Source organism: uncultured Ferrimonas sp., from assembly GCF_947489035.1.
In the GTDB taxonomy this organism is placed as follows: Bacteria; Pseudomonadota; Gammaproteobacteria; order Enterobacterales; family Shewanellaceae; genus Ferrimonas.
Genome location: NZ_CANLCI010000021.1, coordinates 18,002 through 44,464 on the forward strand (window position 1 = coordinate 18,002; position 26,463 = coordinate 44,464).

7 protein-coding genes are annotated in these 26,463 nt (G+C 56.7%); 5 read left to right on the top strand and 2 right to left on the bottom strand.

Annotation, left to right across the window (positions count from 1 at the left end; translation table 11 throughout):
* Window positions 1–35 precede the first annotated feature (35 nt).
* From miaB to lnt, 5 genes are read left to right on the top strand one after another with little or no spacing between them, the layout of a single operon-like run.
* Complete coding sequence (miaB, locus tag Q0796_RS12890; RefSeq protein ID WP_298443915.1) at window positions 36–1,466, top strand: tRNA (N6-isopentenyl adenosine(37)-C2)-methylthiotransferase MiaB; 1,431 nt, start codon at window positions 36–38, stop codon at window positions 1,464–1,466.
* Window positions 1,467–1,474: 8 nt separating this feature from the next.
* On the top strand, window positions 1,475–2,563 hold the full coding sequence (locus tag Q0796_RS12895; protein ID WP_298443917.1) for a PhoH family protein: 1,089 nt from the start codon (window positions 1,475–1,477) through the stop codon (window positions 2,561–2,563).
* Window positions 2,550–2,999 (top strand): rRNA maturation RNase YbeY, encoded by a 450-nt coding sequence (ybeY, locus tag Q0796_RS12900; RefSeq protein ID WP_298443919.1) that lies wholly within the window; start codon window positions 2,550–2,552, stop codon window positions 2,997–2,999. The genes Q0796_RS12895 and ybeY overlap by 14 nt, the downstream gene beginning before the upstream one ends.
* A 33-nt stretch (window positions 3,000–3,032) precedes the next feature.
* Window positions 3,033–3,923 carry a CNNM family magnesium/cobalt transport protein CorC gene (corC, locus tag Q0796_RS12905; RefSeq protein WP_298443920.1) on the top strand — a complete coding sequence of 297 codons (891 nt, stop codon included), beginning with the start codon at window positions 3,033–3,035 and terminating at the stop codon, window positions 3,921–3,923.
* Entirely contained in the window at window positions 3,920–5,470 is a 1,551-nt protein-coding gene (gene lnt, locus Q0796_RS12910) for an apolipoprotein N-acyltransferase (protein WP_298443921.1), read from the top strand. The genes corC and lnt overlap by 4 nt, the downstream gene beginning before the upstream one ends.
* 200 nt (window positions 5,471–5,670) lie before the next feature.
* On the opposite strand, the gene Q0796_RS12915 is transcribed toward lnt, so the two are convergent.
* A complete protein-coding gene (locus Q0796_RS12915; RefSeq protein WP_298443923.1) occupies window positions 5,671–24,243 on the bottom strand; it encodes a retention module-containing protein in 18,573 nt (6,190 codons plus the stop codon).
* A 234-nt stretch (window positions 24,244–24,477) separates the two neighbouring features.
* Complete coding sequence (locus Q0796_RS12920) at window positions 24,478–26,439, bottom strand: hypothetical protein (RefSeq protein ID WP_298443925.1); 1,962 nt, start codon at window positions 26,437–26,439, stop codon at window positions 24,478–24,480.
* Window positions 26,440–26,463 lie beyond the last annotated feature (24 nt).

The following is a 26,463-nucleotide window of genomic DNA, read 5'->3' on the forward strand; positions in this document are numbered from 1 at the left end:
TTTTTCCCAAACACCAACTTGAGCGACGCTGATTGATGAGCAAAAAGCTGCACATTAAGACCTGGGGCTGTCAGATGAACGAGTACGATTCCGCCAAAATGGCTGATCTGCTCGACGAGAATGGCGGCTACTCCCTGACCGACAACGCGGAAGAAGCAGACGTACTGCTGCTGAACACCTGTTCCATCCGTGAAAAAGCGCAGGAAAAAGTATTCCACCAACTGGGTCGCTGGCGTCCGCTGAAGGAAGCCAACCCGAACGTGGTTATTGGCGTAGGCGGCTGTGTTGCCTCGCAAGAAGGCGATGCCATCCGTGCTCGTGCACCGTTTGTTGATATGGTGTTTGGCCCGCAAACCCTGCACCGCATCCCAGAGATGCTCACCAAACTGGCCAACGGCGAGTCTGGCGTGGTAGACGTGTCTTTCCCAGAGATCGAAAAATTCGATCGCCTGCCAGAGCCTCGCGCTGAAGGCGCCACCGCGTTTGTCTCCATCATGGAAGGCTGTAACAAGTACTGTACCTTCTGCGTGGTGCCGTACACCCGTGGCGAAGAAGTGTCGCGCCCAATGGACGACATCCTGTACGAAGTGGCGCAATTGGCCGAACAGGGCGTACGTGAAATCAACTTATTGGGTCAGAACGTAAACGCCTACCGCGGCGCTGGCATCGACGATGAGATCTGCACCTTTGCCGAGCTGCTGCGCTACGTGGCCAGCATCGACGGCATCGATCGGTTGCGCTTTACCACCAGCCACCCGGTGGAATTCACTCAAGACATCATCGACGCTTACGCCGATGTGCCTGAACTGGTGGACTTCCTGCACCTGCCAGTACAGGCCGGTTCGGATCGCATTTTGACCATGATGAAGCGCAACCACACCGCGCTGGAATTTAAGTCGATCATCCGTCGTCTGCGTAAAGTGCGCCCAGACATCCACGTCTCTTCCGACTTCATCGTTGGTTTCCCGAACGAAACCGAAGAGGACTTCCAGAAGACCATGGATCTGATTGAACAGATCAACTTCGACATGAGCTTCTCGTTCATCTACTCACCGCGTCCAGGCACCCCAGCGGCAGACATGGTTGACGATGTTACCGAAGAAACCAAGAAGCAGCGCCTGTACATTCTGCAGGATCGCATCAACCAACAAGCGATGCAGTACAGCCGCCGCATGCAAGGCACCGTACAGCGCATCTTGGTTGAAGGCTTGTCGAAGAAAAACGCCATGGAACTGCGTGGCCGGACCGAGAACAACCGCGTGGTCAACTTTGAAGGTTCGGTGGAACTGATTGGCACCTTTGCCGATGTTGAGATCACCGAGGTGTTCCCGAACTCGCTGCGTGCTACGTTGGTACGTACCGAAGACGAGATGGATCTGCGCCGTTCTTTGCGCCCATCAGACATCTTAGCCAAACGCCCCAATGGCCAGCCTGACGAATTAGGCGTAGCGACGTTCCAACCTTAAGGACAATCGTGAGCAACAAATTACTGACCCTAGAGGTCTTTTTAGAGCCCGCCCAGAACGCCAGATTGGCGGCTCTGTGCGGGCCTTTTGACGATAACCTGCGTCAAATCGAGCGCCGCTTAGGCGTAGAGATCAGCCACCAAAACAACCACTTCACCGTGGTTGGCCAACCGGTGCAAGCCAAAGGCGTGGTGGAGTTGCTTAAAGAGCTGTACGTGGATACCCAACCACTTAAAGGCAAGCAACCGGATCTGGAACCCGAGCAGGTACACATCGCCATTCAAGAGCTGATCGCCTTGGAAGCGGAAGACACCAGCGCCATGGGCGACGAAGTGTTTTTCAAAACCAAGCGCGGTGTGCTGAAACCCCGCAACCCTAACCAAGCGCAGTACATTCGCAACATTGTTGCCCATGACATCTGCTTTGGCATTGGCCCTGCGGGTACCGGCAAAACCTACCTCGCAGTGGCAGCGGCAGTCGACGCGTTAGAGCGTGGCGAAATCCGCCGCATCTTGCTGACTCGCCCTGCGGTTGAAGCGGGTGAAAAACTGGGCTTTTTGCCTGGGGATCTCAGCCAAAAGGTCGATCCTTACCTGCGCCCACTGTACGACGCCCTGTTTGAGATGATGGGTTTTGAGAAGGTCGAACGCCTGATCGAACGCGCCGTGATTGAAGTGGCGCCACTGGCCTACATGCGCGGCCGTACCTTGAACGACGCCTTTGTGATTTTGGACGAAGCCCAGAACACCAGCGTTGAACAGATGAAGATGTTCCTAACGCGCATCGGCTTTAACAGCCGCGCGGTGATCACCGGCGATATTACGCAGGTGGATCTGCCCCGGGGCACTCGCTCTGGCTTGCGCCACGCCATCGAAGTGCTGCGTGATGTTGATACCATCGCCTTTAGCATGTTCGCCGCCCAAGATGTGGTACGTCACCCTGTGGTCGCCCGCGTGGTGGAAGCCTACGAGAAGTTTGAGCGGGTTGAACACGCCAAAAAGTTAGAAAAAGACAAACAGCGCAAAAACGAAATCGACGCCGCCAAAGCCGCGCTCGATAGCGTTGCTGCCAACGAGGCTGATAATGGTAACTCTTGATCTACAGCTGGCGATTGAAGACGCCAGCCTGCCAACCGAAGCACAGCTGCAAAGCTGGGTGGAATTGGTGTTAGCAAAAATGGATGAAGCGGAACTGACCATTCGCATCACCAGCAGCGAAGAGAGCCAGCAGCTGAACCGCGATTACCGTGGCAAAGATAAACCAACCAACGTGCTGTCGTTTCCGTTTGAAGCACCACCGGGGGTGGAATTGCCCCTGCTGGGGGATCTGATCATCTGTGCCGAAGTGGTTGCCCGTGAAGCCCAAGAGCAGCAAAAACCGCTGCATCACCATTGGGCACACATGGTGATCCACGGTTGTTTGCATCTGTGTGGTTACGATCACATCATCGATGAAGAAGCCGATGAGATGGAATCACTAGAGACGGAAATGCTAGCAAAAATTGGCATTGCCGATCCCTATCAAGAGCGTTAATCTGACCTCAGATCCCTAAGCAAACGAGACTATATGCACGACGATCACCCTCCGTCGAGTAACGGCGCCGGTAATAAACCGAAGCCGGGTTTACTCGACAAAATAACCCAGCTCTTTACCGGAGAGCCGCAAAACCGCCAAGAATTGGTTGACGTGATCCAAGACGCGGAAGACCGTGCATTGATTGACGCCGACACCAAAGAGATGATCAACGGGGTACTTGAAGTTGCCGAGCTGCGAGTTCGCGATCTGATGATCCCACGTTCGCAGATCATCGCCATCGAAAAGAACCAAACCGTTGATGAGTTTCTGCCAACCGTGATTGAATCCGCTCACAGTCGCTTTCCAGTGATTGACCGCGACAAAGACCATATTGAAGGCATTTTGCTGGCCAAAGATATGTTGGCGTGGGGCTTTACTGGCCAAGAAGAGCGCAATCTGGAAAAGATCCTCCGTCCTGCGGTTGTGGTGCCAGAGAGCAAGCGGGTTGACGTACTGCTGAAAGAGTTTCGCCAAGAGCGCTACCACATGGCCATGGTGGTGGATGAGTACGGCGGCGTGTCCGGGCTTATCACCATTGAAGATATCCTTGAAGCGATTGTGGGTGACATCGAAGATGAAACCGACGTTGAAGAGGACAGCCAAGACAACATTCGCCGCATCAGTCGGCAAACGTGGTCTGTGGCAGCGTTAACCCCGATCGACGAGTTTAACGACCACTTTACGGTGAGTTTCTCTGACGAAGAGTACGACACCGTTGGCGGCTTGATCAGCCACGCCTTTGGCCATCTGCCAGAGCGCGGTGAAAGCATCGAGTTGAACGGATTTGAATTTAAAGTGGTTAGCGCCGATACCCGCCGCCTTGTGCAATTGCAGGTACGCCAAGCCAAGTCTCAGCCGGATAAGGAAACCAGCGCGGCGTGAATCCATACCAATCGAATACAGCGGGGCTAAGCTCCGCTGTTTTTTATCTGCTGGCCTTTGCCGCTGGCGCCCTGTCCCACCTTGCTTTTGCCCCCTACGATCTGTGGTACCTGCTGCCCCCCGCATTAGCCTCACTGCTGTTATTCAGCCACAACAAAACCCCAAAGCAGGGCTTTTTCCTCGGCTTAGCCTGGGGCTTTGGCCAGTTTATTTTTGGCCTGCGCTGGGTGCATGTCTCCATCGCCGAGTTTGGTGGCCTGCCACTGGTGGCATCGCTGACCCTGATCGCTCTGCTGGCGCTGTATTTAGCGCTCTACCCCGCCTTAGTGATCTACGCCCTGAACCGGTGGTGCCATCACAGCCACCTTAGCCGCCTCTTGGCGTTTCCCGCCCTGTGGCTGGGCGCTGAGGTGCTGCGTGGTACGGTCATGACCGGTTTCCCGTGGTTGTGGTCTGGTTACAGCCAATTAAATGGCCCCATGGCCAGCTTAATCCCCGTGGTAGGCAGCTTAGGGGTTGGCTTACTGCTGAGCGTCATCGCTGCGGCACTGGCTTCGGTCGCGCACCAGCGCTGGCGTTATCTGCCGCTGCTGGTGGCGCTTGCCGCCCTGCCTTTTGGCTTCAGCAACACGCAATGGATCAGCCCAACCGGCAAGCAGCTGGATGTGGCGCTGGTGCAGGGCAACATCGAACAAAGCATGAAGTGGCAACCGGAACAGTTGTGGCCCACCTTAACCAAGTATCAGGATCTCAGCCGAGACCATCTGGATGCGGATCTGATCGTTTGGCCAGAAGCCGCAGTACCGGCACCGGAAGAGGTATTAAGCGATTTTCTGCAGCAGCTAGAGCGAGGGCTCACCCAAGAGGGCACCGAGCTGGTTACCGGCATCATCAGCGCCGATCAACAGCGCCAGTTTTATAACTCCATCTTGGTATTAAACAACCCCGAGCGCGTACTGCCCTATAGCCCGACAGATCCCAACCGTTACCATAAGCATCAGCTGCTGCCGATTGGCGAATTTGTGCCGTTTCAAGCGCTGCTGCGTCCAATTGCGCCACTGTTTAACTTGCCGATGTCGAGCTTCAGCCGGGGCGCGGAAGTGCAGCCCAACCTGCACGCGGGTGGGGTGAACATTGCGCCAGCCATCTGTTACGAAATCGCCTTTCCAGAGCTGGTACGCGGCGCCGTAGACAGCCAAACCGATGTGCTACTGACCATCTCCAACGACGCTTGGTTTGGTCACTCCATCGGGCCACTGCAGCACATGGCCATTGCCCAAATGCGGGCGTTAGAGTTGGGGAAACCGCTGCTGCGAGTAACCAACAATGGCGTTACTGCCGTAGTGGGGGCGGATGGCCAGATCAGCGCCCAGATCCCGCAATTTGTTGCTGGGGTACTGCGTACCGAGGTGGCGTTAGTGCAAGGCCGCACGCCTTTTGCTCAATATGGGCAAAGGCCGCTGTACTGGCTCGCCGCTTGCCTGCTGCTGTGGGGCTGGCTGCTGAGCCGCTTGCATCAACCCAAGATGCGTTGGCGTAGCGTGTAATTGCTCACTCACATTTGTTCAATCGATTCGATTACGGCTGCGGCTAATCGCACCTACGCAAGCGGAAATGCAAGTGCATCTAAGCCTCGTCGGTCACGTTAGCCGCTCTTGGCGTAACCTGACAGCCCATCGCTATTCGCCAGCGCTCGCTTACGGCTGCAGCCAATCGAAGCTCGTCCAGCGGCTGGCGAAATATGCGATTACTCGCCGTTTTGCAGACGCTGGTTGAACTCTTCAACAAATTTATCCATGAAGCCATCGGGATCGTCCACGCTGACCTCCCACTCTTTAATATCAACATCATTGAGCACCAAAGAATCCTCGCCCGTAGGCAGCGCAACGACAATATCGACCAAGCCATTTTCATCGGCTTCACCCACTGAAAGCTCGGCGTTTTGCAGCAAGTTTTCTAAGGTTTGCTCCTCGTCTGGATGCTGGAACAGCTCGCCCAAATCGATGGTTTGCAGTTCAAAGCCGCTGGTGTCGACTGCCGTTGTTGGCCGCTCGCTCATCACGGTACTGTCGAGATCGTCCTCGCTATCAAACATTAACCCCGCGTCCATCACGCCAATGCCTGCGGCACCGCCATCGCTGGCATCCACGTCAACGGTGATCATGCCGCTGCTGCTGGCTCCCGCGCCATCAATGGCTGACGTTGCGGTAACGCCGAGGTTGTGGCTGCCATCAGCGGCGCCAACCCATTGCAACCCCGCCAGCTCGGTGGCATCCAACTGCACATCGCCGTTCGCCAACACGATGCCCAGCGGGTTGCCAGCGGCGTCTTGCAACTGACCGGAATCGATGCCGCTAATCACCACGGTCACTTCCCCCGCTGCGGGGTTAACCACGCTGACCGCAATGGCCAGTGCAATGGCGCTGCCGTCGCTGACCAAGTTGGTTGGCACGATAAGTTGCGGCAGATCCGCCGTGGGGGTGATGCTGACATCAATGCTGGTGCTGATGGGATCACCGCTGTCACTGGGCAGGCCGGTGGTACGGTCAATCGCTTCGGCGCTGACGTTCAAGCGGCCGCTGCCAAAGCCGTCGCCGCTGTTGAAGACGATGCCCTCAAGCAGTTGATTATCGGCACTGCCCGCCACTTCAACCTGCACTTGCCAGATCCCCTCTTGCAGCACCAAGGGGTATTCAACCCCATCGACAATCACGCTTGGCGGAGTGCCATCACCGCCACTAAGGCTGGGATCGGAACTGGGATCCAGACTGAAGGTTAACAACACCGCTTCGGCGCTGTCGCTGTCGCTGCTGGCCAGATCGCTGGTTTGCAGATCAAAGCCGATGTCGATCAGCTCCCCTTCGGCCCCGCTCACTGCGCTGTCTGCCAGCAGGGCAATGTCATCCGCTGCTGGGTTGATGGTTACGGTAAAGCTGGCGCTGTCTTCGGCAAACTCGCTTACTTCGTCGTCGCGGCTAATGGCACGCAGGGTGAGCGTGAACTCCCCCGATACGTCATCCGGTGGTCGCACGGTAATGTCTGGCACGCTGCCATCGGCATTCAGCCACGCCACCGGGATCTGCCAGACACCGTCGCCGTTATGGGGCACCGCTGTGCCGTTGATCCATAAGAAACTGCCCGCTGGCACCCCCTCAAGCAGCAACGACATGGTTTCGGCGCTGTCCGTTAACACTGCAGCCAGCCCCGTTAACACAAACTCGTTATCTTCGCTGGTGCTGGCGTCGGCCACCGACAACACCACGCCGTTGTTGATGGGGGCAACAAACACCGACAGATCCGCCTGCTGGGTAATGGTGTCGCTGCCGAGGCTGTTTTCATCAATGGTGGTGACTTGCACGCCAATATCCAGGTTATGGGTTAACCCCGCTTCGCTGTGGAATTGAATGGAATCGATGCGGGCTTGGAATTCGGCGTCGGTTTCATCGGCGCCGCGTTCCAGCAGATAACCGGCATCGGTTAACTGCAAACCATCGCCAAACAGGGTTAATCCCGCTTGAGGCGTTAACAGCACCTGGGTGATGGTTTCTGAGCCGTCGTTATCGTGCTGGTTAAGGGTTAAGCCTAAGTTAAAGCGATCAGCGTCGGCCACATCTTCGGTTTCAATCCCCTGGCCGTTCACGCCAATGGTTACCCCATCGGCAACCGCGGCGATCTGTAAGTTCAAGGTGGCCACGGGCAGATTGCCTTCGGCATCGTGGTAGGTGTCGCCGCTCAGGGGATCGGTGATCACCACGGTGATTGGGATAGCAAACTCCCCCGACTGATGTGCGGCCAAGTCAATCGCAACGCTGTTGAGGTCACTTTGATTAATGACATAACCGAGCAGCTCGCCGCCGCTGCCCCAGATCTCGGTAACGTTGCCGCTGAGACTGGCACCGGCGGGCAGATCAGCTATGTCGATGCGGTAGTTAACCACGTCATTGCCATCGCCGTGGGCGCTCACATCAACATGGCCGAGCCAACCGGCGGGCTGTGGGTTGCCATCGGCATCAACGCCATCCTCGGCGCCATCAACCGGCGTAAGAAACAGCTCGCCAAGTATCGCCCCAACCACCCCATCGCCACTGCTGCCGCTGTTTTGTGCCACGGTATCGCTCAGCTCGGCGGTAAAGGTGGTTTGTCGTGCTTCCAGATCCCCTTGGTCACTGATCAAGGCGGTTACGGTGATGTCGAAGCTGCCGTCGCTGTGGCCTTGCAGCACCACTCCGGCAAGATCACTTTGAGCCAGTAACCACACGCCATCGCCCGCATGCACGCCGATGGGGTTGCCATCGGCATCCTGCAGCGACCAGTTGTCGCCATCGGGCAGTTCAATTCGGTATTTTTCTACCTGTTCGGAGCCATCCACATCGGTGCTGACAAAGCTGATGAGATCGCCCAGTTGCAGCAGCCCACCGACGTTGACTACGGTATCGGCAGGGCTGACTAAGCCGGTATTTTCCTCGCTGTTGCTGTCGTCGCCGCTGAGGCTTTCGCCATCCACTTCCCCCGACCAGTTCATCGTCAGGCTCACATCAACCGCCACGGCGCTGTCGCTGCTGTGGCCGTTCTGTTCGTCGGTGATCATGAGCGTCAGCAATAGGATGCTGGCGCCATCGCTGGGGGTGGGCGCATCAGTATCGATCACTAAGCTGCCGCCATCATCCAATACCGGTACCACCACTAGGCCACCGCTATCCAGCAGCGCGTTCACATCGCTGCTGTCGCCACCAATGAGCGCGGCTACCGAGGCAATTTCCGTATAGAGCGCGCCGTTGTACCAGATGGCGAAGCCGTCTGGCACGCTGATGGCAACATCGTCAATCCGTTCTGAACCGTCGCGGTCCCCCAACCAACGGTTGGATTTCACCACACTTATCCCGCCTGACAAGTAGTCGCCGTCGTCATCCAGCACCACTTCACGACCGGAGACATTGACGCTGGTGTCGCTGCTGTCGACGGTTGGGGTGATGGTCCAGATCAGGGGGTTATCAAACTCTTGGGCGTCGCCGTCGGTTTCGGTTACCAGCGAGGTAAGCAGCAACGCCACGTCACCGCCAAAATCGGCCGGGGGGGTGATCTGATAGGTGCCGGCCTCCATCTGCGCCGCGGTGATTTGGTAGATCGGTACCGTAACGGTAACGCCGTTGTATTCGATGGTTTCAAAGCCCGCTATCGGCGGTGGATTGCCGCTGCTGTCGGCGATAACAAAATCGGGCGGGATCTGCCGCAGCAAGAAGTTCAGTACTTCCGAGCCATCGCCATCGCCACTGCTTAGATTCAGGTTAATGCTGAGCGGCTGATCCTCATCGGTATCACTTAAGAAGGTGCCGGTGGGCTGGCCGTCCTCATCCAGCTGGTTGCGATAACCGTCGCCGTCGGTTAATTCGGTTTGATCAGCAACCCCTTGAATATCAAAGTTCAGATACAGGGTTTCGGCGCTGGTGGCGGTGCTAAAGCCATCGAGAGGATCGATGCCATCTTGGCTGATCTCTTCGCTGATCACGGTAAAGGCCAAGCGCACATCATCGAAGTTCGCGGAGTTACGATCTTCGTCGGGCTGGTAGCCGATGTCGTCCAGCACGTCAGCACGAATGATAAAGCCGCTGCCATCCCAGTGAATGCCATCGGGCAGAGGCTGCCCCGTGGCCACCAGATCACTCAACGACACATAGGTGTCGCCCTGCTTCATGCAGATTAAGCCTTTGTCGCCATCGCTGGTGAGTTCCTCAACCCGCAGGTAGGTGATTTCGTTGCTGTCTGGGCTAGAGAAGTTCAGGTACTGCCCAAAGCTGATCAGCTGATCTTCATCGCTTTTAATGGTTCGTTCGTTGCCACCGGCCCCCGCCACGGCAAAGCTGAGTGTTGGGGTATCAACCACGGGCACTACATCAACGGTGATGTCGGCACTGTGCTCTCGGGTTTGCACATTGATCTGATCGCCACTGCCTTGCTCGGTGCTGATGGCGGTAATGCCAATGGTGTATTGGCCGGCATCGTGTTCATCGGCTTTTACCGTTACCCGTAAGGTTTGTGCCTCGGTCAGTTCGGTGCCAGCGAGCACTAACTCGCCATCGAGAAACAGGCTAAAACCATCGGGAATGGAATCGATGCGATAGCTGAGCACCTCAGAGCCGTCGTCGTCGTTGCCACCCGCGGCAATGCCATCGGGGTTGGCGGCACTTTGAAATAACAGCTCGCCGTCGCCACCGGGATCCTCGTTGATTTGCAGATCGCGGTCGAACCAGGTGATCTCATCGGCTTCGGCCAGCACCGAGATGGTCAGGTTGTCGGTTAGGGTAACGGTGCCATCAATGTCGTTGGTTACTGCAACGCTTACCCCCAAAGTCAAGGGGCCACCAGCGCTGTTGTCGGCGTAATCCGCCACGGGCACAAAGGTCAGGCCGTTGACACTCAGCGTGCTGCCATCGGCGCTAACGCTGGTGTTCAGGGCGCTACTGGGGATCAATACCTGACCATCGCTATTGATGGTTAGAGCAACGCCATTGAGGTACAACGTTCCCGCTGCCGGATCGGGGGCGTCGATCAACACATCGCCCACCAGATCGTTTTGATCAACATCGCCAAGGTAGATCGCCACACTTAAGGCGATGCTGGCGGCATCCTCGACACCTTGGCCACCGTTGGCGGTTAGCTGCACACTGTCGTCATCCACGCGGATGCTGGCGTTACCCCAATCGGCATCGCCGTCGCCATCTTCCAGCAGATAATCAAATTGATCGACTAGGGTGCTGCCGCCGCCATGATCAAGGCCAGCACTGGCGCTGAACGACCAGCTGCCATCGCTGTTCACGGTTAGGTTGCCCAAATCGGTGGTGATGGTAACGGTGCCGCCGATTAAGGGGTGCTCGATGCCATCGTAGCGAATGGTGGTGATCTGGGCGCCATCGGCATCGCTGCCTAAATCATCGTTGCTTAATAAGCCTTGGGCGGCGTTGATGCTGACGCTGTCGCCTTCATCCAGGCTTAGGCTGTCATCCGCGCTGATGGCGACCGTATCGTTAATGGTGATCTGCGGCGTTACGGTGGTGCTGTCGCCATCGGAGTCGACCAAGCGGATCGGCAGGCCAAAGCTCAGGCTGGCGTCGTTACCTGCGCCATCGTGATCAAGGTTGTCCAACAGCTCGATGTTATAGCCGCCACGGCCATTGAAGGTGATGATCATCACCGTCTCGGTGCCGCCATTACCATCGGGCCGGGTGACCAGATATTCCCCATTCACTAGGGCCACGGTAAGGGGCTTGTTGTCGCTGCTGAGGCCATCCAAACTGGTTTGCAGGGCGGCGGTATCCACTTCGTAGCGGATAAAGTCTGATCCTTGGCTGGGCAAAACCGCGCCGCTGATGTCGACGCTGCCACCGCCATTGACTTCAGTAACGGCGGCGGGATCCACTCCGGCACTGGCGCTCGGATCCGCGCCATCCAACACCGTTAAGGTAATGTTGGCCCTGCTGCTGTCGCCATCGGCGTCAACCGCCACCACCGGTAAGTTAATGCTTACGCTGTTGCTGCCCGGCGGTTGATCAATAAAGCTGTGCCAGTTGATCTGATAAGGCACCTGCGCGGTGCTGTTGGCGGCCACTTCAAAACCATCGTCTAGCGCCATGGGGGATTCTAAGGTGAAGATTAAGGTATCTTGGCTGGCGCCATCCATGCTCCACGCTTGCCATACGCCATCAACCTGAAACAGCTGCACTGGCTGGCCATCATGGCTAACGCCACTCAGCACTTGCCCTTCGCTGAAATCAAAATAGAGGTTGCTGACCGCATCGGTATCGGTGGTTAGGGTTAAGGTGCCGCTGTTGCCTAACTCGCCGCTGTTGTCCGCATTGATCTGCTGGGCGTCATCGCCAATGTCGTGTTCGCTCAGTTGATGGCTGTTGCTGCTCAGGCTTAAGTTGCTGCCATCGCCATCACTAAAGTCGGCCTTAATGGTGCCGCCGCGGGTATCACCATCGACATCGGACACTTTGATTTTAAAGTTGGCGGTTTGGCTGCTGCCCTGATCCAGCGGTTGATACTGGGTAACGGTGTAACTGACGGCGGTGTTGCCGTCCGCCGCTAACGGGGTGGTCATCTCGACACTCAGCACGAGGGTGTCGCCCACTTTTCCTAACAACGTGCGTCCGCTGGGATCCGCCGGATCGAGGCTATAAACCACTTTTTCGCCATTGGAGTAGAGGGTGGTGTGGCCGTTGGTTTTAAAGCGCAGCGAATCGGTATTCAGTTGATCGCTGTTCACTTTAATCAACACGGTGCCGGTATCGCTGATGCTGCTTACTCCGGCAGACAGGTCGGATTCATCCAGCTCGGCACGTTCGGTTAAGCTGATGGCGGGCTTGCTGCCATCTTTGATGTTGGTGGTGATCGCTATCGGTTGCTGCAGCGGATCACCGTCGCCGTCTTCCAGCTGCAACGGCACATCAATGGCGATGTTGCTGCCGCTGATGGTTACCGCGCCGTTGCTGCTGTCGTTGGCTTTGATGTGATCCAGCGGCGCACTCAACACCGTGGTCACTTGCACCGTTGGCACCCCGGCCACGTCGCTTATGCTGTAGTTGATGCTAAGCACCACCTCGCCCGTCACATTATCCACCAAGCTGATGCTGGTGGCGGTAACCGTGGCGGTAACACTGTTGCCTGAGCTGGTGATCTCGGCCTGCAATTCGGCCGCAAGGTTGGCCAGATCCATGTCGATGCCAAAGGTGCTGTGATCGAGTTGATCACTGCCGCTGTTCTCGATAGCCAGATTGGTGGTGACAGTGCGTGGGTAGGTGCTGCTGCCAGCATTATTGGCCAGATCTTTTTCGGTGACGGTTTGACTGGCGCTTTCGCCGCCCAGCCGCACTGCCCCATCCACCACACTGAGATCCACATCGGCCCACTCACTGGCGTCGCCATCGTTGTCGGTAAGCTGATACTGGAACGGAATGTCGATAGCCACATCGCCAGGGTGGGATTGGTTATCGTGGGTGTTAAGGCTCCAGCTGCCATCGGCGGCAATCGTCAATTCCCCCGAGATCGTTTGCAGCACTAATGGGCTGGCCCCCACCGCAAACTCAAGCACTCCAGCTTGGGCTGGATCGAGCACAGCACCATCAATGCGAATGGCATTGATCAACGCGCCATCGGTGCCCAACTGATCATTACTCAACAGATTGCCGCTGCTGATCTCACCTTCGATGATGATGTCGCTGTCGTCACTGGGCACTGGCGAAGAGTCCAGCACCACCACTTGCGCTTGTTGGCTAACGCTGTCGTTGTCTTGATCGGTCGCGGTGATCACCACCGGTAAGTTAATGGCGTCGCTGCTGATGTGATCCAGCCCCTGTAACGAGGTGGTGGTTAGGGTGAGATCCCAGTGGCCATCGCCGTCTACGCTGACGCTGCTGAGATCGATCTGCAATACCGCTTCGCCCAGTAGATTGCTGATGACCAATTGGCTGCCGTCGGCACTTAATGTCATGTTATCGAGATCCAGCTCGGAGCCATTGCTGGTGGGGATTGCCCCACCAAACAGCGCCACGATGGCGGCCGCGGTTGCTACTGGATCCAGCTTTACTGCGGCAATGGGATCGCTGCCACGCTCAAATCGCAGCGTTTGGCTGGTGTCCGTTAGGCCGGTGGTTTCGCTGACCATGACCGAGCCTGCGATGCCAGTGCTGGTGGGGGCAGCGCCATCGCTGATCGCTTGGCTTAAGTTCACGGTTACCGGATCGCCATCGCCGTCGGTCACTGTCACGGCAATGGTTTCGCGCAGCAGTTCAGCACTGCCGTGGTCTAAATCGGGATCCGCGTCAAAGTGATAACTGCCGTCCGCTTTGATGTATACGGTGCCGTATTGGGTGTCGATCCCATGATAACCAAAGTGAGGATCGCTAATGTCACTGATGAAGTTGCTGGCGCTGAGTGCCACTCCATTAACTGCGGTGATCACCCCTTCGTCCATGCCCAACTCGGCATTGGCGAGCAGATCGACATCGGTGCTGCTTTGCCCTTCCACTACGGTGGCGACTGCGGTTACAGGCACCAACGGTTCGCCGTCGGTCACTTCAATGTTGATGGTGGCATTGCCGATGTCGTTGTCGCTGTCGCTGTCTCCAGCTTGCAACACCACCGGTACCGTTAGGCTGTCGTCATCGTGATCGAATGGCTGCAATAAGTTAACCGACACGGGCACCGTGGCATCGCCGTTGCTATCCACACTGGGCAGCCCCAGGGTGATGGTCATCACTGCGGTGCCGTGAATATCATATAGGGTCATCACTCCGCCGCTAACGCTGGTGGCATCGGCATCAATGGCACCACTGACTGCCGCCAAACCAGCACTGTCCAGTGCCGCAATGGTGGCCGCCACATCAAAGCCGAGTTTGCTCAGATCGAGCTGATCCGAGCCACGATTTAGCGACACGGTACCGCTATCGCTGCTTCCGCCGCTTTCATCCACCGCTAAATTCAGCCCAGAGAGCGTTGGGCCACTGCCATCCACAATGGTGAGATTGAGATTGGCGCTGGACTCGTCACCATCGAAGTCTTCCACGGTAAAGGGCACATCGAAATTGAGGTCCGCTTCGGGTGAGCCGTGATCGAGGTTGTCGTCAGCCACAAACAGATAGCTGCCGTCGGTTTTGACGTACAGGGTGCCGTTGTCCACCGCCACTTCGATGTAGCCCGCGTAAGCACCGCTGGTTAACGGGGTTTGTTCGGCCAATACCACGCCGTTGACCACGGTAACGCCCCCTGCCGCAGCGGCCCCGTCGGCGCTGAAGTTGGTGGCTAATACCCCATCGTTGAGCAGATTACCGCTGACACTGTTGCCGCCTTCCGCTTCAACCACGGAGGCACTGACATCGGCAACAACGGGCGCGGTATCAGTAACGGTGATGTCAATTTGCGCCTGCACCGGATCGTTATCGCTGTCTTGCCCAGCGATGAAGACCGGCAAAGTGAGGCGATCGCCGTCGTGATCCAGCGGCGCTAATGAGGTAATGGTGATCGGGAACAGTAAATCGCCGTTGTCGTCGGCGGGGGAGCCCAATACCAGCTCTAACACTGGCGCACCGTTGGCATCGAGAATGGTTAAGGTTGAGCCGACAAGGGTGAAGTTACTGCCATCAACGGCGACCCCGCCGGAGGTTAAATTCAGCGCAGCAATGGCGGTGCTAATGGCATCGGTATCAAACTCAAAGCTGCTGGGTTCTAACTGATCCGAGCCGCGCTCAATTCGCAGTTCGACCTGATCGCTGCTGCCACTGTCACTGACGGTCGCAGCAACGGTGGCGGCGGTCGGCGCCTCGCCATCAACGATGGTCAGATTAAGGTTGGCGCTGGACTCATCTCCATCAAAGTCTTCCACGGTAAAGGGCACATCGAAATTGATGTCGGTATCGATGCTGCCGTGCTCAAGGTTGTCGTCAGCCACAAACACGTAGCTGCCGTCGGCTTTGACGTACAGGGTGCCGTTATCCACCGCCACTTCGATATAGCCTGCGTAAGCACCAGAGCTGAGCGGGGTTTGCTCGGCCAATACCACCCCGTTGACCACGGTCACGCCACCGGCGGCTGCAGCACCGTCGGCGCTGAAATTGGTGGCTAATACCCCATCGGTCAGCAAATTACCGCTGACGCTGCTGCCCCCTTCGGCCTCGACCACGCTGTTACTGACATCTGCCGCTGCAACACCAGTATCCGCAACCAACACATTAATTTGCGCTTGCACGCCATCGCCGTCGCTGTCTTGCCCAGCGATAAATATCGGCACAGTGAGGCTGTCGCCGTCGTGATCCAGCGGCGCTAATGGGTTAACGGTGATCGGGAACAGTAAATCGCCGTTGTCGTCGGCTGGATCGCCAAGGATCAACTCTAAGACTGGGTTGTTATTGCTATCAAGGATGGTCAGAGTGCTGCCGACTAAGATGAAGTTACTGCCATCAACGGCCACAGCGCCGCTGGTTAACCCCAGCGCGGCAATGGCACGGGTGATGGCAGCGGTATCAAACTCAAAGCTGACAACATCAAGTTCATCAGAGCCGCGCTCAATTCGCAGTTCAAGCTGATCATTAGAACTGGCGTTGCTGCCGTCGTCACTGACGTTGGCGGTGGCGATTGCGGCAGTCGGATCGGCACCGTCACTGACGGTCAAACTTAAGGTCGCGTCATCGCTGCTGCCGTCGCTGTCCTCAACGGTGAATGGCACCTCAAAGCGAATGTCGCCGCCGCTGTGATTAAGATTGTCATCCGCCACAAACACATAGCTACCATCAGCTTTGACGTACAAGGTGCCGTTATCTACCGCCACTTCGATGTAGCCCGCGTAAGCGCCGCTGGTTAACGGGGTTTGCTCGGCTAAGATCACGCCATTAACCACGGTGACGCCACCACTTGCAGCCGCCCCATCCGCGCCAAAATCAGTGGCAGCGGTGCCATCGGTCAGCAGATTGCCGCTGACGCTTTGACCTTCAGTAACGCTGTTAGACACGTCTTCGGCTACCACCCCATCGTCGTTGATGGTGACGGAGATCTGCCCTTGGGTTTGGTCGTTGTCGGTATCGCCTGCGGTAACGAAGATCGGCAATTCGATTGCGGCATTACCGCGGTGATCCAGCGGCTGTAAAAGGGTAATGGTGATTGGCTGCAGCAGATCGCCACTGGGTTTGGTGGCGGTGCCCAATTCAAGTTGGATCACCGGATTGCCGTTGCTGTCATTGATGGTGAGGGTGTTGCCGCTAACCACCAAATTGGCAAAATCGAGCGGCACACCGGCGCTGCTGAGGCCAAGGGTTGCAAGGGCGCTGCTGATCGCTGCCACGTCAAATTCGATGGTGCTGCGATCGATGCCATCGGAGCCGCGCTCGAAGCGCAGTTCGACGCTGGTGCTGTCGCTGCCATCATCCAACTGTGCAGCCACTACCTCGGCAGTTGGGGCGGTACCATCAACGATGGTGAGGTTGAGGTTGGCGTCATCGCGACTGCCGTCACTGTCTTCAACGGTAAACGGCACACTGAAGCTGATGTCCGTTTCCGGATCGCCATGATCGAGATCGTCGGCAGAATCGAACTGGTAGCTGCCGTCGGGCTTAACGTAAAGCACGCCGTTATCCAGCACGATTTCGATGTAGCCCGCGAACGGGCCTGAGGCCAACGGGGTTTGCTCTGCCAACACCAGCCCCGCCACTTCAACCACCTGTCCGGCGCCATCGCTGCCAAAGTCGGTAGCGGCCAGCAGATCACCAGCGACAATGCCACCCGCCTCTTGCTCGATCACACTGTTACTGACATCTGCCGCTTCAGGGGCAACGTCGGCGATAATCACATCAACCTGCGCTTGCACGCCATCGCCGTCGCTGTCTTGCCCGGCGATAAATATCGGCACAGTGAGGCTGTCGCCATTGTGATCCAGCGGCGCTAGAGGGTTAACGGTGATCGGGAACAGTAAATCGCCGTTGTCGTCGGCGGGATCCCCAAGAATGATCTCCAGCACTGGATTATCGTTGCCATCGAGAATGGTCAGAGTGCTGCCGACTAAGATGAAGTTACTGCCATCAACGGCCACAGCGCCGCTGGTTAACCCCAGCGCAGCAATGGCACTGGTGATGGCGGCGGTATCAAACTCAAAGCTGGCAACATCAAGTTCATCAGAGCCACGCTCAATTCGCAGTTCAAGCTGATCATTAGAACTGGCGCTGCTGACGTCGTCACTGACGTTGGCGGTGGCGATTGCAGCGGTCGGATCGGCACCGTCACTGACGGTCAAACTTAAGGTCGCGTCATCGCTGCTGCCGTCGCTGTCCTCAACGGTGAATGGCACCTCAAAGCGGATGTCGCCGCCGCTGTGATTAAGATTATCATCCGCCACAAACAGATAGCTGCCGTCGGTTTTGACGTACAAGGTGCCGTTGTCCAAGGCCACTTCGATGTAGCCCGCGTAAGTGCCAGAGCTAATAGGTGTTTGTTCGGCCAATACCACGCCGTTGACCACGGTAACGCCGCCGCTGCCGTCGGCACCAAAGTCGGTGCCAAGGCTGCCATCGGTCAGCAGATTGCCGCCGACGCTTTGGCCTTCGGTAACGCTGTTGGACACGTCTTCGGCCACCACCCCATCGTCGTTGATGGTAACGGTGATCTGCCCTTGGGTTTGATCGTTGTCGGTATCGCCTGCGGTAACGAAAATCGGCAATTCGATTGCGGCAGAGTGATCCTGTGGGGCCAGTGACTGCACCGTGATCGGCACCAGCAGATCGCCGTTATCATCCACCACAGTGCCAAGGGTCAGCTGCAATACGCCATTGCCGTTGGCATCGTTGATGGTGAGCACATTGCCGTTAAGGCTGAAGTTGCTGCCATCAACCGCCACCCCGCCGGAAGTTAACCCCAGCGCCGCAATGGCAGCGCTGATGGCGGCGGTATCAAATTCAACACTGCTGGCGTCGAGTTGATCAGAGCCGCGCTCAAAGCGCAGCGCCACTTGCGCGCCGCTGTCGGCTTCATCAACGCTGACACTGGCAGCCGCCACGGTGGGGCCGTCGCCATCAACGATGGTCAGGTTTAAGTTGGCGCCACTGGAGTCGCCATCAAAGTCTTCCACCGTAAACGGCACATCAAAGGTGATGTCGGTATCGACGCTGCCGTGATCCAGGTTGTCGTCAGCCACAAACAGGTAGCTGCCGTCGGTTTTGACGTACAGGGTGCCGTTATCCACCGCCACTTCGATGTAACCGGCGTAAGGGCCAGAGACAAGCGGGGTTTGTTCGGCCAATACCACGCCGTTGACCACGGTCACGCTCCCTGCCGCAGCGGCACCGTCGGCGCTGAAGTTGGTGGCTAATACCCCATCGCTGAGCAGATTACCGCTGACGCTGTTGCCGCCTTCCGCTTCAATCACGGAGGCACTGACATCGGCAGCAACGGGCGCGGTATCAGTAACGGTGATGTCAATTTGCGCCTGCACCGGATCGTTATCTCTGTCTTGCCCAGCAATGAAGATTGGCAAAGTGAGGCTGTCGCCGTCGTGATCCAGCGGCGCTAATGAGGTAACGATAACGGGGAAGACTAAGTCGCCGCCATCATCGGTGGGCGAGCCCAATACCAATTCCAGCACTGGCGTGCCGTTGGCATCAAGAATGGTTAAAGTTGAACCGATCAGGATAAAGTTACTGCCATCAACGGCCACCCCGCCGCTGGTTAACCCAAGCGCCGCAATGGCACTGGTGATAGCACCGGTATCAAACTCAAAGCTGGCAGCATCCAGTTCATCAGAGCCGCGCTCAATTCGCAGTTCGACCAGATCTTCAGAACGAGCGCTGCTGCCGCTGTCACTGACGGTCGCAGCAACGGTGGCGGCGGTCGGCGCAGCACCATCAACAATGGTCAGATTAAGGTTGGCGCTGGATTCATCGCCATCAAAGTCTTCCACGGTAAACGGCACATCAAAGTTGATGTCGGTATCAACGCTGCCGTGATCCAGGTTTTCGTCAGCCACAAACAGGTAGCTGCCGTCGGTTTTGACGTACAGGGTGCCGTTATCCACCGCCACTTCGATGTAACCGGCGTAAGGGCCAGAGACAAGCGGGGTTTGTTCGGACAACACCACGCCATTGACCACAGTAACGCCACCGGCGGTCGCAGCTCCGTCGGCGCTGAAGTTGGTGTTAGCCAACAGATTACCACTGACGCTGTTGCCGCCTTCCGCTTCAACCACGGAGGCACTGACATCAGCGGCTTCTGGAGCCGTATCGGTAACGGTAATGTCAATTTGCGCCTGCACCGGATCGTTATCGCTGTCTTGCCCAGCAATGAAGATTGGCAAAGTGAGGCTGTCGCCGTCGTGATCCAGCGGCGCTAATGAGGTAACGGTAACGGGGAAGACTAAGTCGCCGCCATCATCGGTGGGCGAGCCCAGCACAAGCTCTAACGCTGGCGTACCGCTGGCATCGAGAATGGTTAAGGTTGAGCCGACAAGAGTGAAATTACTGCCATCCACCGCCACCCCGCCGGAGGTTAAATTCAGCGCCGCAATGGCAGCAGAAATGGCACCGATATCAAACTCAAAGCTGGCAACATCAAGTTCATCAGAGCCGCGCTCAATTCGCAGTTCGACCAGATCTTCAGAATGAGCGCTGCTGCCGCTGTCACTGACGATCGCAGCAACGGTGGCGGCGGTCGGGGCCGCACCATCAACGATGGTCAGATTGAGGTTGGCGCTGGACTCGTCACCATCGAAGTCTTCCACGGTAAAGGGCACATCGAAGTTGATGTCGGTATCGACGCTGCCGTGATCCAGGTTGTCGTCAGCCACAAACACATAGCTGCCGTCGGTTTTGACGTACAGGGTGCCGTTGTCTACCGCCACTTCGATGTAACCGGCGTAAGGGCCAGAGACAAGCGGGGTTTGTTCGGCCAATACCAGGCCGTTGACCACGGTCACGCCCCCTGCCGCAGCGGCACCGTCGGCGCTGAAGTTGGTGGCTAATACCCCATCGCTGAGCAGATTACCGCTGACGCTGTTGCCGCCTTCCGCTTCAATCACGGAGGCACTGACATCAGCGGCAATAGGCGCGGTATCGGTAACGGTGATGTCAATTTGCGCCTGCACAGGATCATTATCCGTGTCTTGCCCAGCAATGAAGATTGGCAAAGTGAGACTGTCGCCGTCGTGATCCAGCGGCGCTAATGAGTTAACGGTGATCGGGAACAGTAAATCGCCGTTGTCGTCGGCGGGGGAGCCAAGCACCAGCTCTAACACTGGCGTACCGCTGGCATCGAGAATGGTTAAGGTTGAGCCGACAAGAGTGAAATTACTGCCGTCAACGGCCACCCCGCCGGAGGTTAAATTCAGCGCCGCAATGGCAGCAGAAATGGCACCGGTATCAAACTCAAAGCTGGCAGCATCCAGTTCATCAGAGCCGCGCTCAATTCGCAGTTCGACCAGATCTTCAGAATGAGCGCTGCTGCCGCTGTCACTGACGATCGCAGCAACGGTGGCGGCGGTCGGGGCCGCACCATCAACAATAGTCAAATTGAGGTTGGCGCTGGATTCATCTCCATCAAAGTCTTCCACGGTAAACGGCACATCAAAGGTGATGTCGGTATCGACGCTGCCGTGATCCAGATTGTCGTCAGCCACAAACAGGTAGCTGCCGTCGGTTTTGACGTACAGGGTGCCGTTGTCTACCGCCACTTCGATGTAACCTGCGTAAGGGCCAGAGACAAGCGGGGTTTGTTCGGCCAATACCAGGCCGTTGACCACGGTCACGCCCCCTGCCGCAGCGGCACCGTCGGCGCTGAAGTTAGTGGCTAATACCCCATCGCTGAGCAGATTACCGCTGACGCTGTTGCCGCCTTCCGCTTCAACCACGGAGGCACTGACATCAGCGGCTTCTGGAGCCGTATCGGTAACGGTGATGTCAATTTGCGCCTGCACCGGATCGTTATCGCTGTCTTGCCCAGCAATGAAGATTGGCAAAGTGAGGCTGTCGCCTTCGTGATCCAGCGGCGCTAATGAGGTGATGGTGATCGGGAACAGTAAATCGCCGCCATCATCGGTGGGCGAGCCCAATACCAGCTCTAACACTGGCGTACCGTTGGCGTCGAGAATGGTTAAGGTTGAGCCGACTAAGGTGAAATTACTGCCATCAACGGCCACCGCGCCGGAGGTTAAATTCAGCGCCGCAATGGCAGCAGAAATGGCACCGGTATCAAACTCAAAGCTGGCAGCATCCAATTCATCAGAGCCGCGCTCAATTCGCAGTTCGACCAGATCTTCAGAACGAGCGCTGCTGCCGCTGTCACTGACGGTCGCAGCAACGGTCGCGGCGGTCGGCGCCTCGCCATCAACAATGGTCAGATTGAGATTGGCGCTGGACTCGTCACCATCAAAGTCTTCCACGATAAAGGGCACATCAAAGGTGATGTCAGTATCAACGCTGCCGTGATCAAGGTTGTCATCAGCCACAAACAGGTAGCTGCCATCAGTTTTGACGTACAGGGTACCGTTGTCTACCGCCACTTCGATGTAGCCAGCGTAAGTGCCAGAGCTAATAGGTGTTTGTTCGGCCAATACCACGCCGTTGACCACAGTAACGCCCCCTGCCGCAGCGGCACCGTCGGCGCTGAAGTTGGTGTTAGCCAATAAATTACCGCTGACGCTGTTGCCGCCTTCCGCTTCAACCACGGAAGCACTGACATCAGCGGCAATAGGCGCGGTATCGGTAACGGTAATGTCAATTTGCGCCTGCACCGGATCGTTATCCGTGTCTTGCCCAGCAATGAAGGTTGGCAAAGTGAGGCGGTCGCCGTCGTGATCCAGCGGCGCTAATGAGGTAACGATAACGGGGAAGACTAAGTCGCCGCCATCATCGGTGGGCGAGCCCAGCACAAGCTCTAACACTGGCGCACCGTTGGCATCGAGAATGGTTAGGATGCTGCCGACTAAGGTGAAGTTACTGCCATCCACTGCAACACCGCCGGAGGTTAAATTCAGCGCCGCAATGGCAGCAGAAATGGCACCGGTATCAAACTCAAAGCTGGCAACATCCAGTTCATCAGAGCCGCGCTCAATTCGCAGTTCGACCAGATCTTCAGAACGAGCGCTGCTGCCGCTGTCACTGACCGTCGCAGCAACGGTTTCCGCGGTCGGCGCAGCACCATCAACGATGGTCAGGTTGAGGTTGGCGCTGGACTCGTCACCATCGAAGTCTTCCACGGTAAACGGCACATCAAAGTTAATGTCGGTATCAACGCTGCCGTGATCCAGGTTGTCATCAGCCACAAACAGGTAGCTTCCGTCGGTTTTGACGTACAGGGTGCCGTTATCCACCGCCACTTCAATAAAGCCAGCGTAAGCGCCAGAGGCAAGCGGGGTTTGCTCCGCTAACACCACCCCGCTCACCACGGTAACGCCCCCTGCCGCGGCGGCACCGTCGGCGCTGAAGTTGGTGTTAGCCAACAAATTACCGCTGACGCTGTTGCCGCCTTCAGCCTCTATTACTGCGGCACTGACATCGGCGGCTTCTGGCATCGCATCCAGCAAGGTCATCGCGACTGTGGCACTGACGGGATCACCATCGATATCGGTACCACTGATCACCACATTAAAGTCGATGGCATCGCTGCCGTTGGGGTGATCTAAGGGGGCATGCAGATCCAATGCAATCGTAATGGCTAAATCCCCCCCATTAACGATGGCTTGCTGCACAATCGACAGGCTCAGTAGCGGATTGCCCTGCAGATCAAACAGCGTGATGACATTGCCCACCGACTCAATGTTATCCAGATCCAGCGCTACCCCTGCGCTGCTCAGCGGTAAGGCTTGCAGCTGCTGCAACAGCGCCGCCACATCGAAGCCGAAACTGTTTAGATCAAGGGGATCCGCCCCTTGCTGGATCAACAGCGTTTGCTCACTGTGCTGCTCGCCGTCGTCATCCACGCTCAGGACGATGCTGTCTCCTTGGGGATCCACCCCGTCATTCACAGTAATGATTAAGGTGGTGGTGGCAATGCTGCCAAAGCCATCTTGAAACTGCAGCTCAATCGGCGTCTGCTGTAAGGCATCGTTCAGGGTGTGGTCACTGCTATCAAATGCCACAAAAAAGTAGCTGCCATCGGGGTAGATAAATAACTCACCGGTTGGCAGATCAACCAAGCGCGCGCCAATAAATTCACCATCCGTCACCAATGGCCACTCCACCAGCGGCTTACCGGCAACCGTTATTAGCTGATCGTAGCCCGCCCCTTTCGCGCCGGTATCTGCATTCAAGTTGCCTTGGCTGCGGTTCCCTTCAACCAATTGAAACTGCAGCGGCTTAATGCTGGCCGTACTGGCACTGGCTCCAGCCGGATCCGCCCCATCACGTTCATCGTTGTTCGGCTCCGTGCGGCCATAGCGGGTGTCGTGCCCCGCTTGCGCTAAGGTGGATTTACCGTCGCGGCCAACGCTTAAACCACTGTTGTGGGCACTGGCTAACAAGAGCTCAATGGCGGCAGGAGGCGCAATAATATTGGAAGGATCATTACCCGCCAGCAGCGCTTGCTGCACCTGTTCTACAGTGAGTTCCGTGGCCATCAGTTCGGCCAACGTCAACGGGCGTTGACTCTCGGGCAGAGCAATCGGCAGGTGCTGGTTTGGGCCTATCAACAACGGTGGTTGATCCGATTGCACCAACACCACTTCGGCGTTGGCACTGGTCATCAATAGATCCCCTTGGCTTAATACCGCCCCAGCTCGTAGCGGGTGCAGCTCGCCACTGGCTTGCTCAATAAAAAAGGCATCGCCATCAACACGGCTGACAATCACTTGCTCCATCACTCACATCCTTGTGGCTTTTTTCTCGCTATAAGCCTAGACACAAACGATTTATTTGGAGTAAGACCAAGGAAGTTTAGGGAACAATGACGCTGAAACCGACACAAAAAAACAGCCCAGCAAACCCCTTATGTAGAGGGTTTGGTGGGCTGTAGTCAGCAGCAGTTAACCAGTCGACGTTAGCTGCCGCAGGCGTTCACGTTCACGCTAATGCGAACCACGACTTTGCTTCAGTTATCGCAGCGGAACCAATGCCAGCGCAGCATCAACCGAACTGGCTTGCTGCAGCAACTCGTTGGGCACGTTTTTGATCACCAATGGGTTGTTTTCGCGGTAGCTGGATAAACGCCCTTTCTCGCCGGGCTTAGCTTGAAATTGGATGTGGTATTGGTCATCGCCCCCAAGGCTGCAAGAGACGCTGCAGCGCATGCCTGACGCCAAGGTGATTTGCGCTTGGTGATTACCGATAGACACCGTGGCCACCACTTGCTGCTGCATTAACTGCTGCAACAAGCGCGCACTGAACGGCTGCTTTTGCGCTTCATCGCGATTTTGGTATTCCACCACTTTCACGCCCCAGCTTTTACTGCCCATATGATCAGAGAAATCGACCTTGCTGTACCTGAAAGCAGCGCCTTTGTAACCATGAAAATATTGATTGAGGATGGCTAAGATTGGCTTGTGCTGCATGCGCCAGCTTAGTGGCACCACCACATCCGAAAAGCCGGCTTTGGCGGGTTTGATGGCTATCTCGCCCAACTCCAACTGGGTTTGGTTCAGCATCAATTGCTGCAGCTTGGTGATCTGCTGCTGTCCGGTGGCAAAGGCTTGCTCGCTGTTGCCCACCAAGGTGTTCATCTCCTCCGCCGCCAGCGATCGCACTAGGGGCTGGTTGCTGCTGGCCACCACGTTGTTGTTGTGGCTCAGCACCAACTGCACTTGCAGTTGTTTCGCCTGCAGTAACGCCGCTTTGGGGATCGATTTGATCACCAGCGGATTGCTGTCCTTCCGCATGATCAGCGGCCCATTTTTACTGCTGCTGGTGTGGATCTGAAATTGATCATCGCCAACACCGCTGCAAGAAACACTGCAACGCCGCCCAGTAGCGAGCACAATCTGCCCTTGTTTACCGGCAACAGAGGCAACCAATTTTACTTGGTGCTGAGTTAACCAGCTGAAGAGATCCTCGCTATAAGGGCGCTTAACGTTGTCTTTTCGATTCCACATCGACAGGATCTTAATGCCAACGCTGTCGTTGCCCATGTGATCAGAAAAATCGACCTTGCCGCCGTTGATGGTGCGCTTCTTATAATCCCAGAAATAGCGATTCAGCTCTGCCAACAGCGCCTTCGGGTTGGATTGCCATTGCAGTGGCAACCACAAGTCCACGCTGCCATCGGCGTTCGGCTTTATCGCTAACTCCCCCAAGGTTAACTGGGTGCCATCCACCAACGTTTGCTGCAGCTGTTGCTGCAATTGCTGCTTGGCATCACGCACTTCATTGCGTGCCTGCTCTGCCTTCTCCGCCAAACTGCCGCCATTAAGCGCCACCGATACCCGGCCGTTATTGCTGCCTTGTGGCTTCGCCGCCAACGCCACGTTGCTGTTGGTATTGCTGTTAGCGGTCGCAGCTTCGGCTGCCCGCGCCGCTTGCGCTGCTTTCTCCGCCTTTTCGGCTTTGGCTTTTTTGGCCGCGGCAACTCTGGCATCCAACCGTGCTTGATAACGCGCTTCAGCCCGCGCTTCTGCGCGTTGGTGCTGCTGCCATTGGTTATTGGCAACCACCAACAGCAGCAACAACAGCACCGCGCCAATAACCCGCTTTAGCTTGCTCGGCTGTCGTGGCGGGTTGGTGTCACCGCGTGCCGCCGCCCATGCCTTTGCTGATGCCTCTGCCGATGCTGCTGATGACGCCGCAACCGATGGCTCTGGCGCTTTCAGCTGTTGCAGCTGCTGTAATACGTGAGTACAGCGCCGCTCAAATTCGGCCACATCATCCAGTTCAAACCCATCTTCGTGCACCGCTTTGTTACGCAGCGTCGCTATCCAACGAATTTGCCGCACCAACACTGACGGTAACTTCGATTCACAGCTGGAGAGCTTTTCATGCAAGCCTCGTCCTTCCGCGCCAAAGTGGCGTTCTAACTGTGCTTCAATCTGTTTGGCTTGTCGCACCGCAACTTCAATACTTCCCATAAATGAAACTACGTCCTAATGATC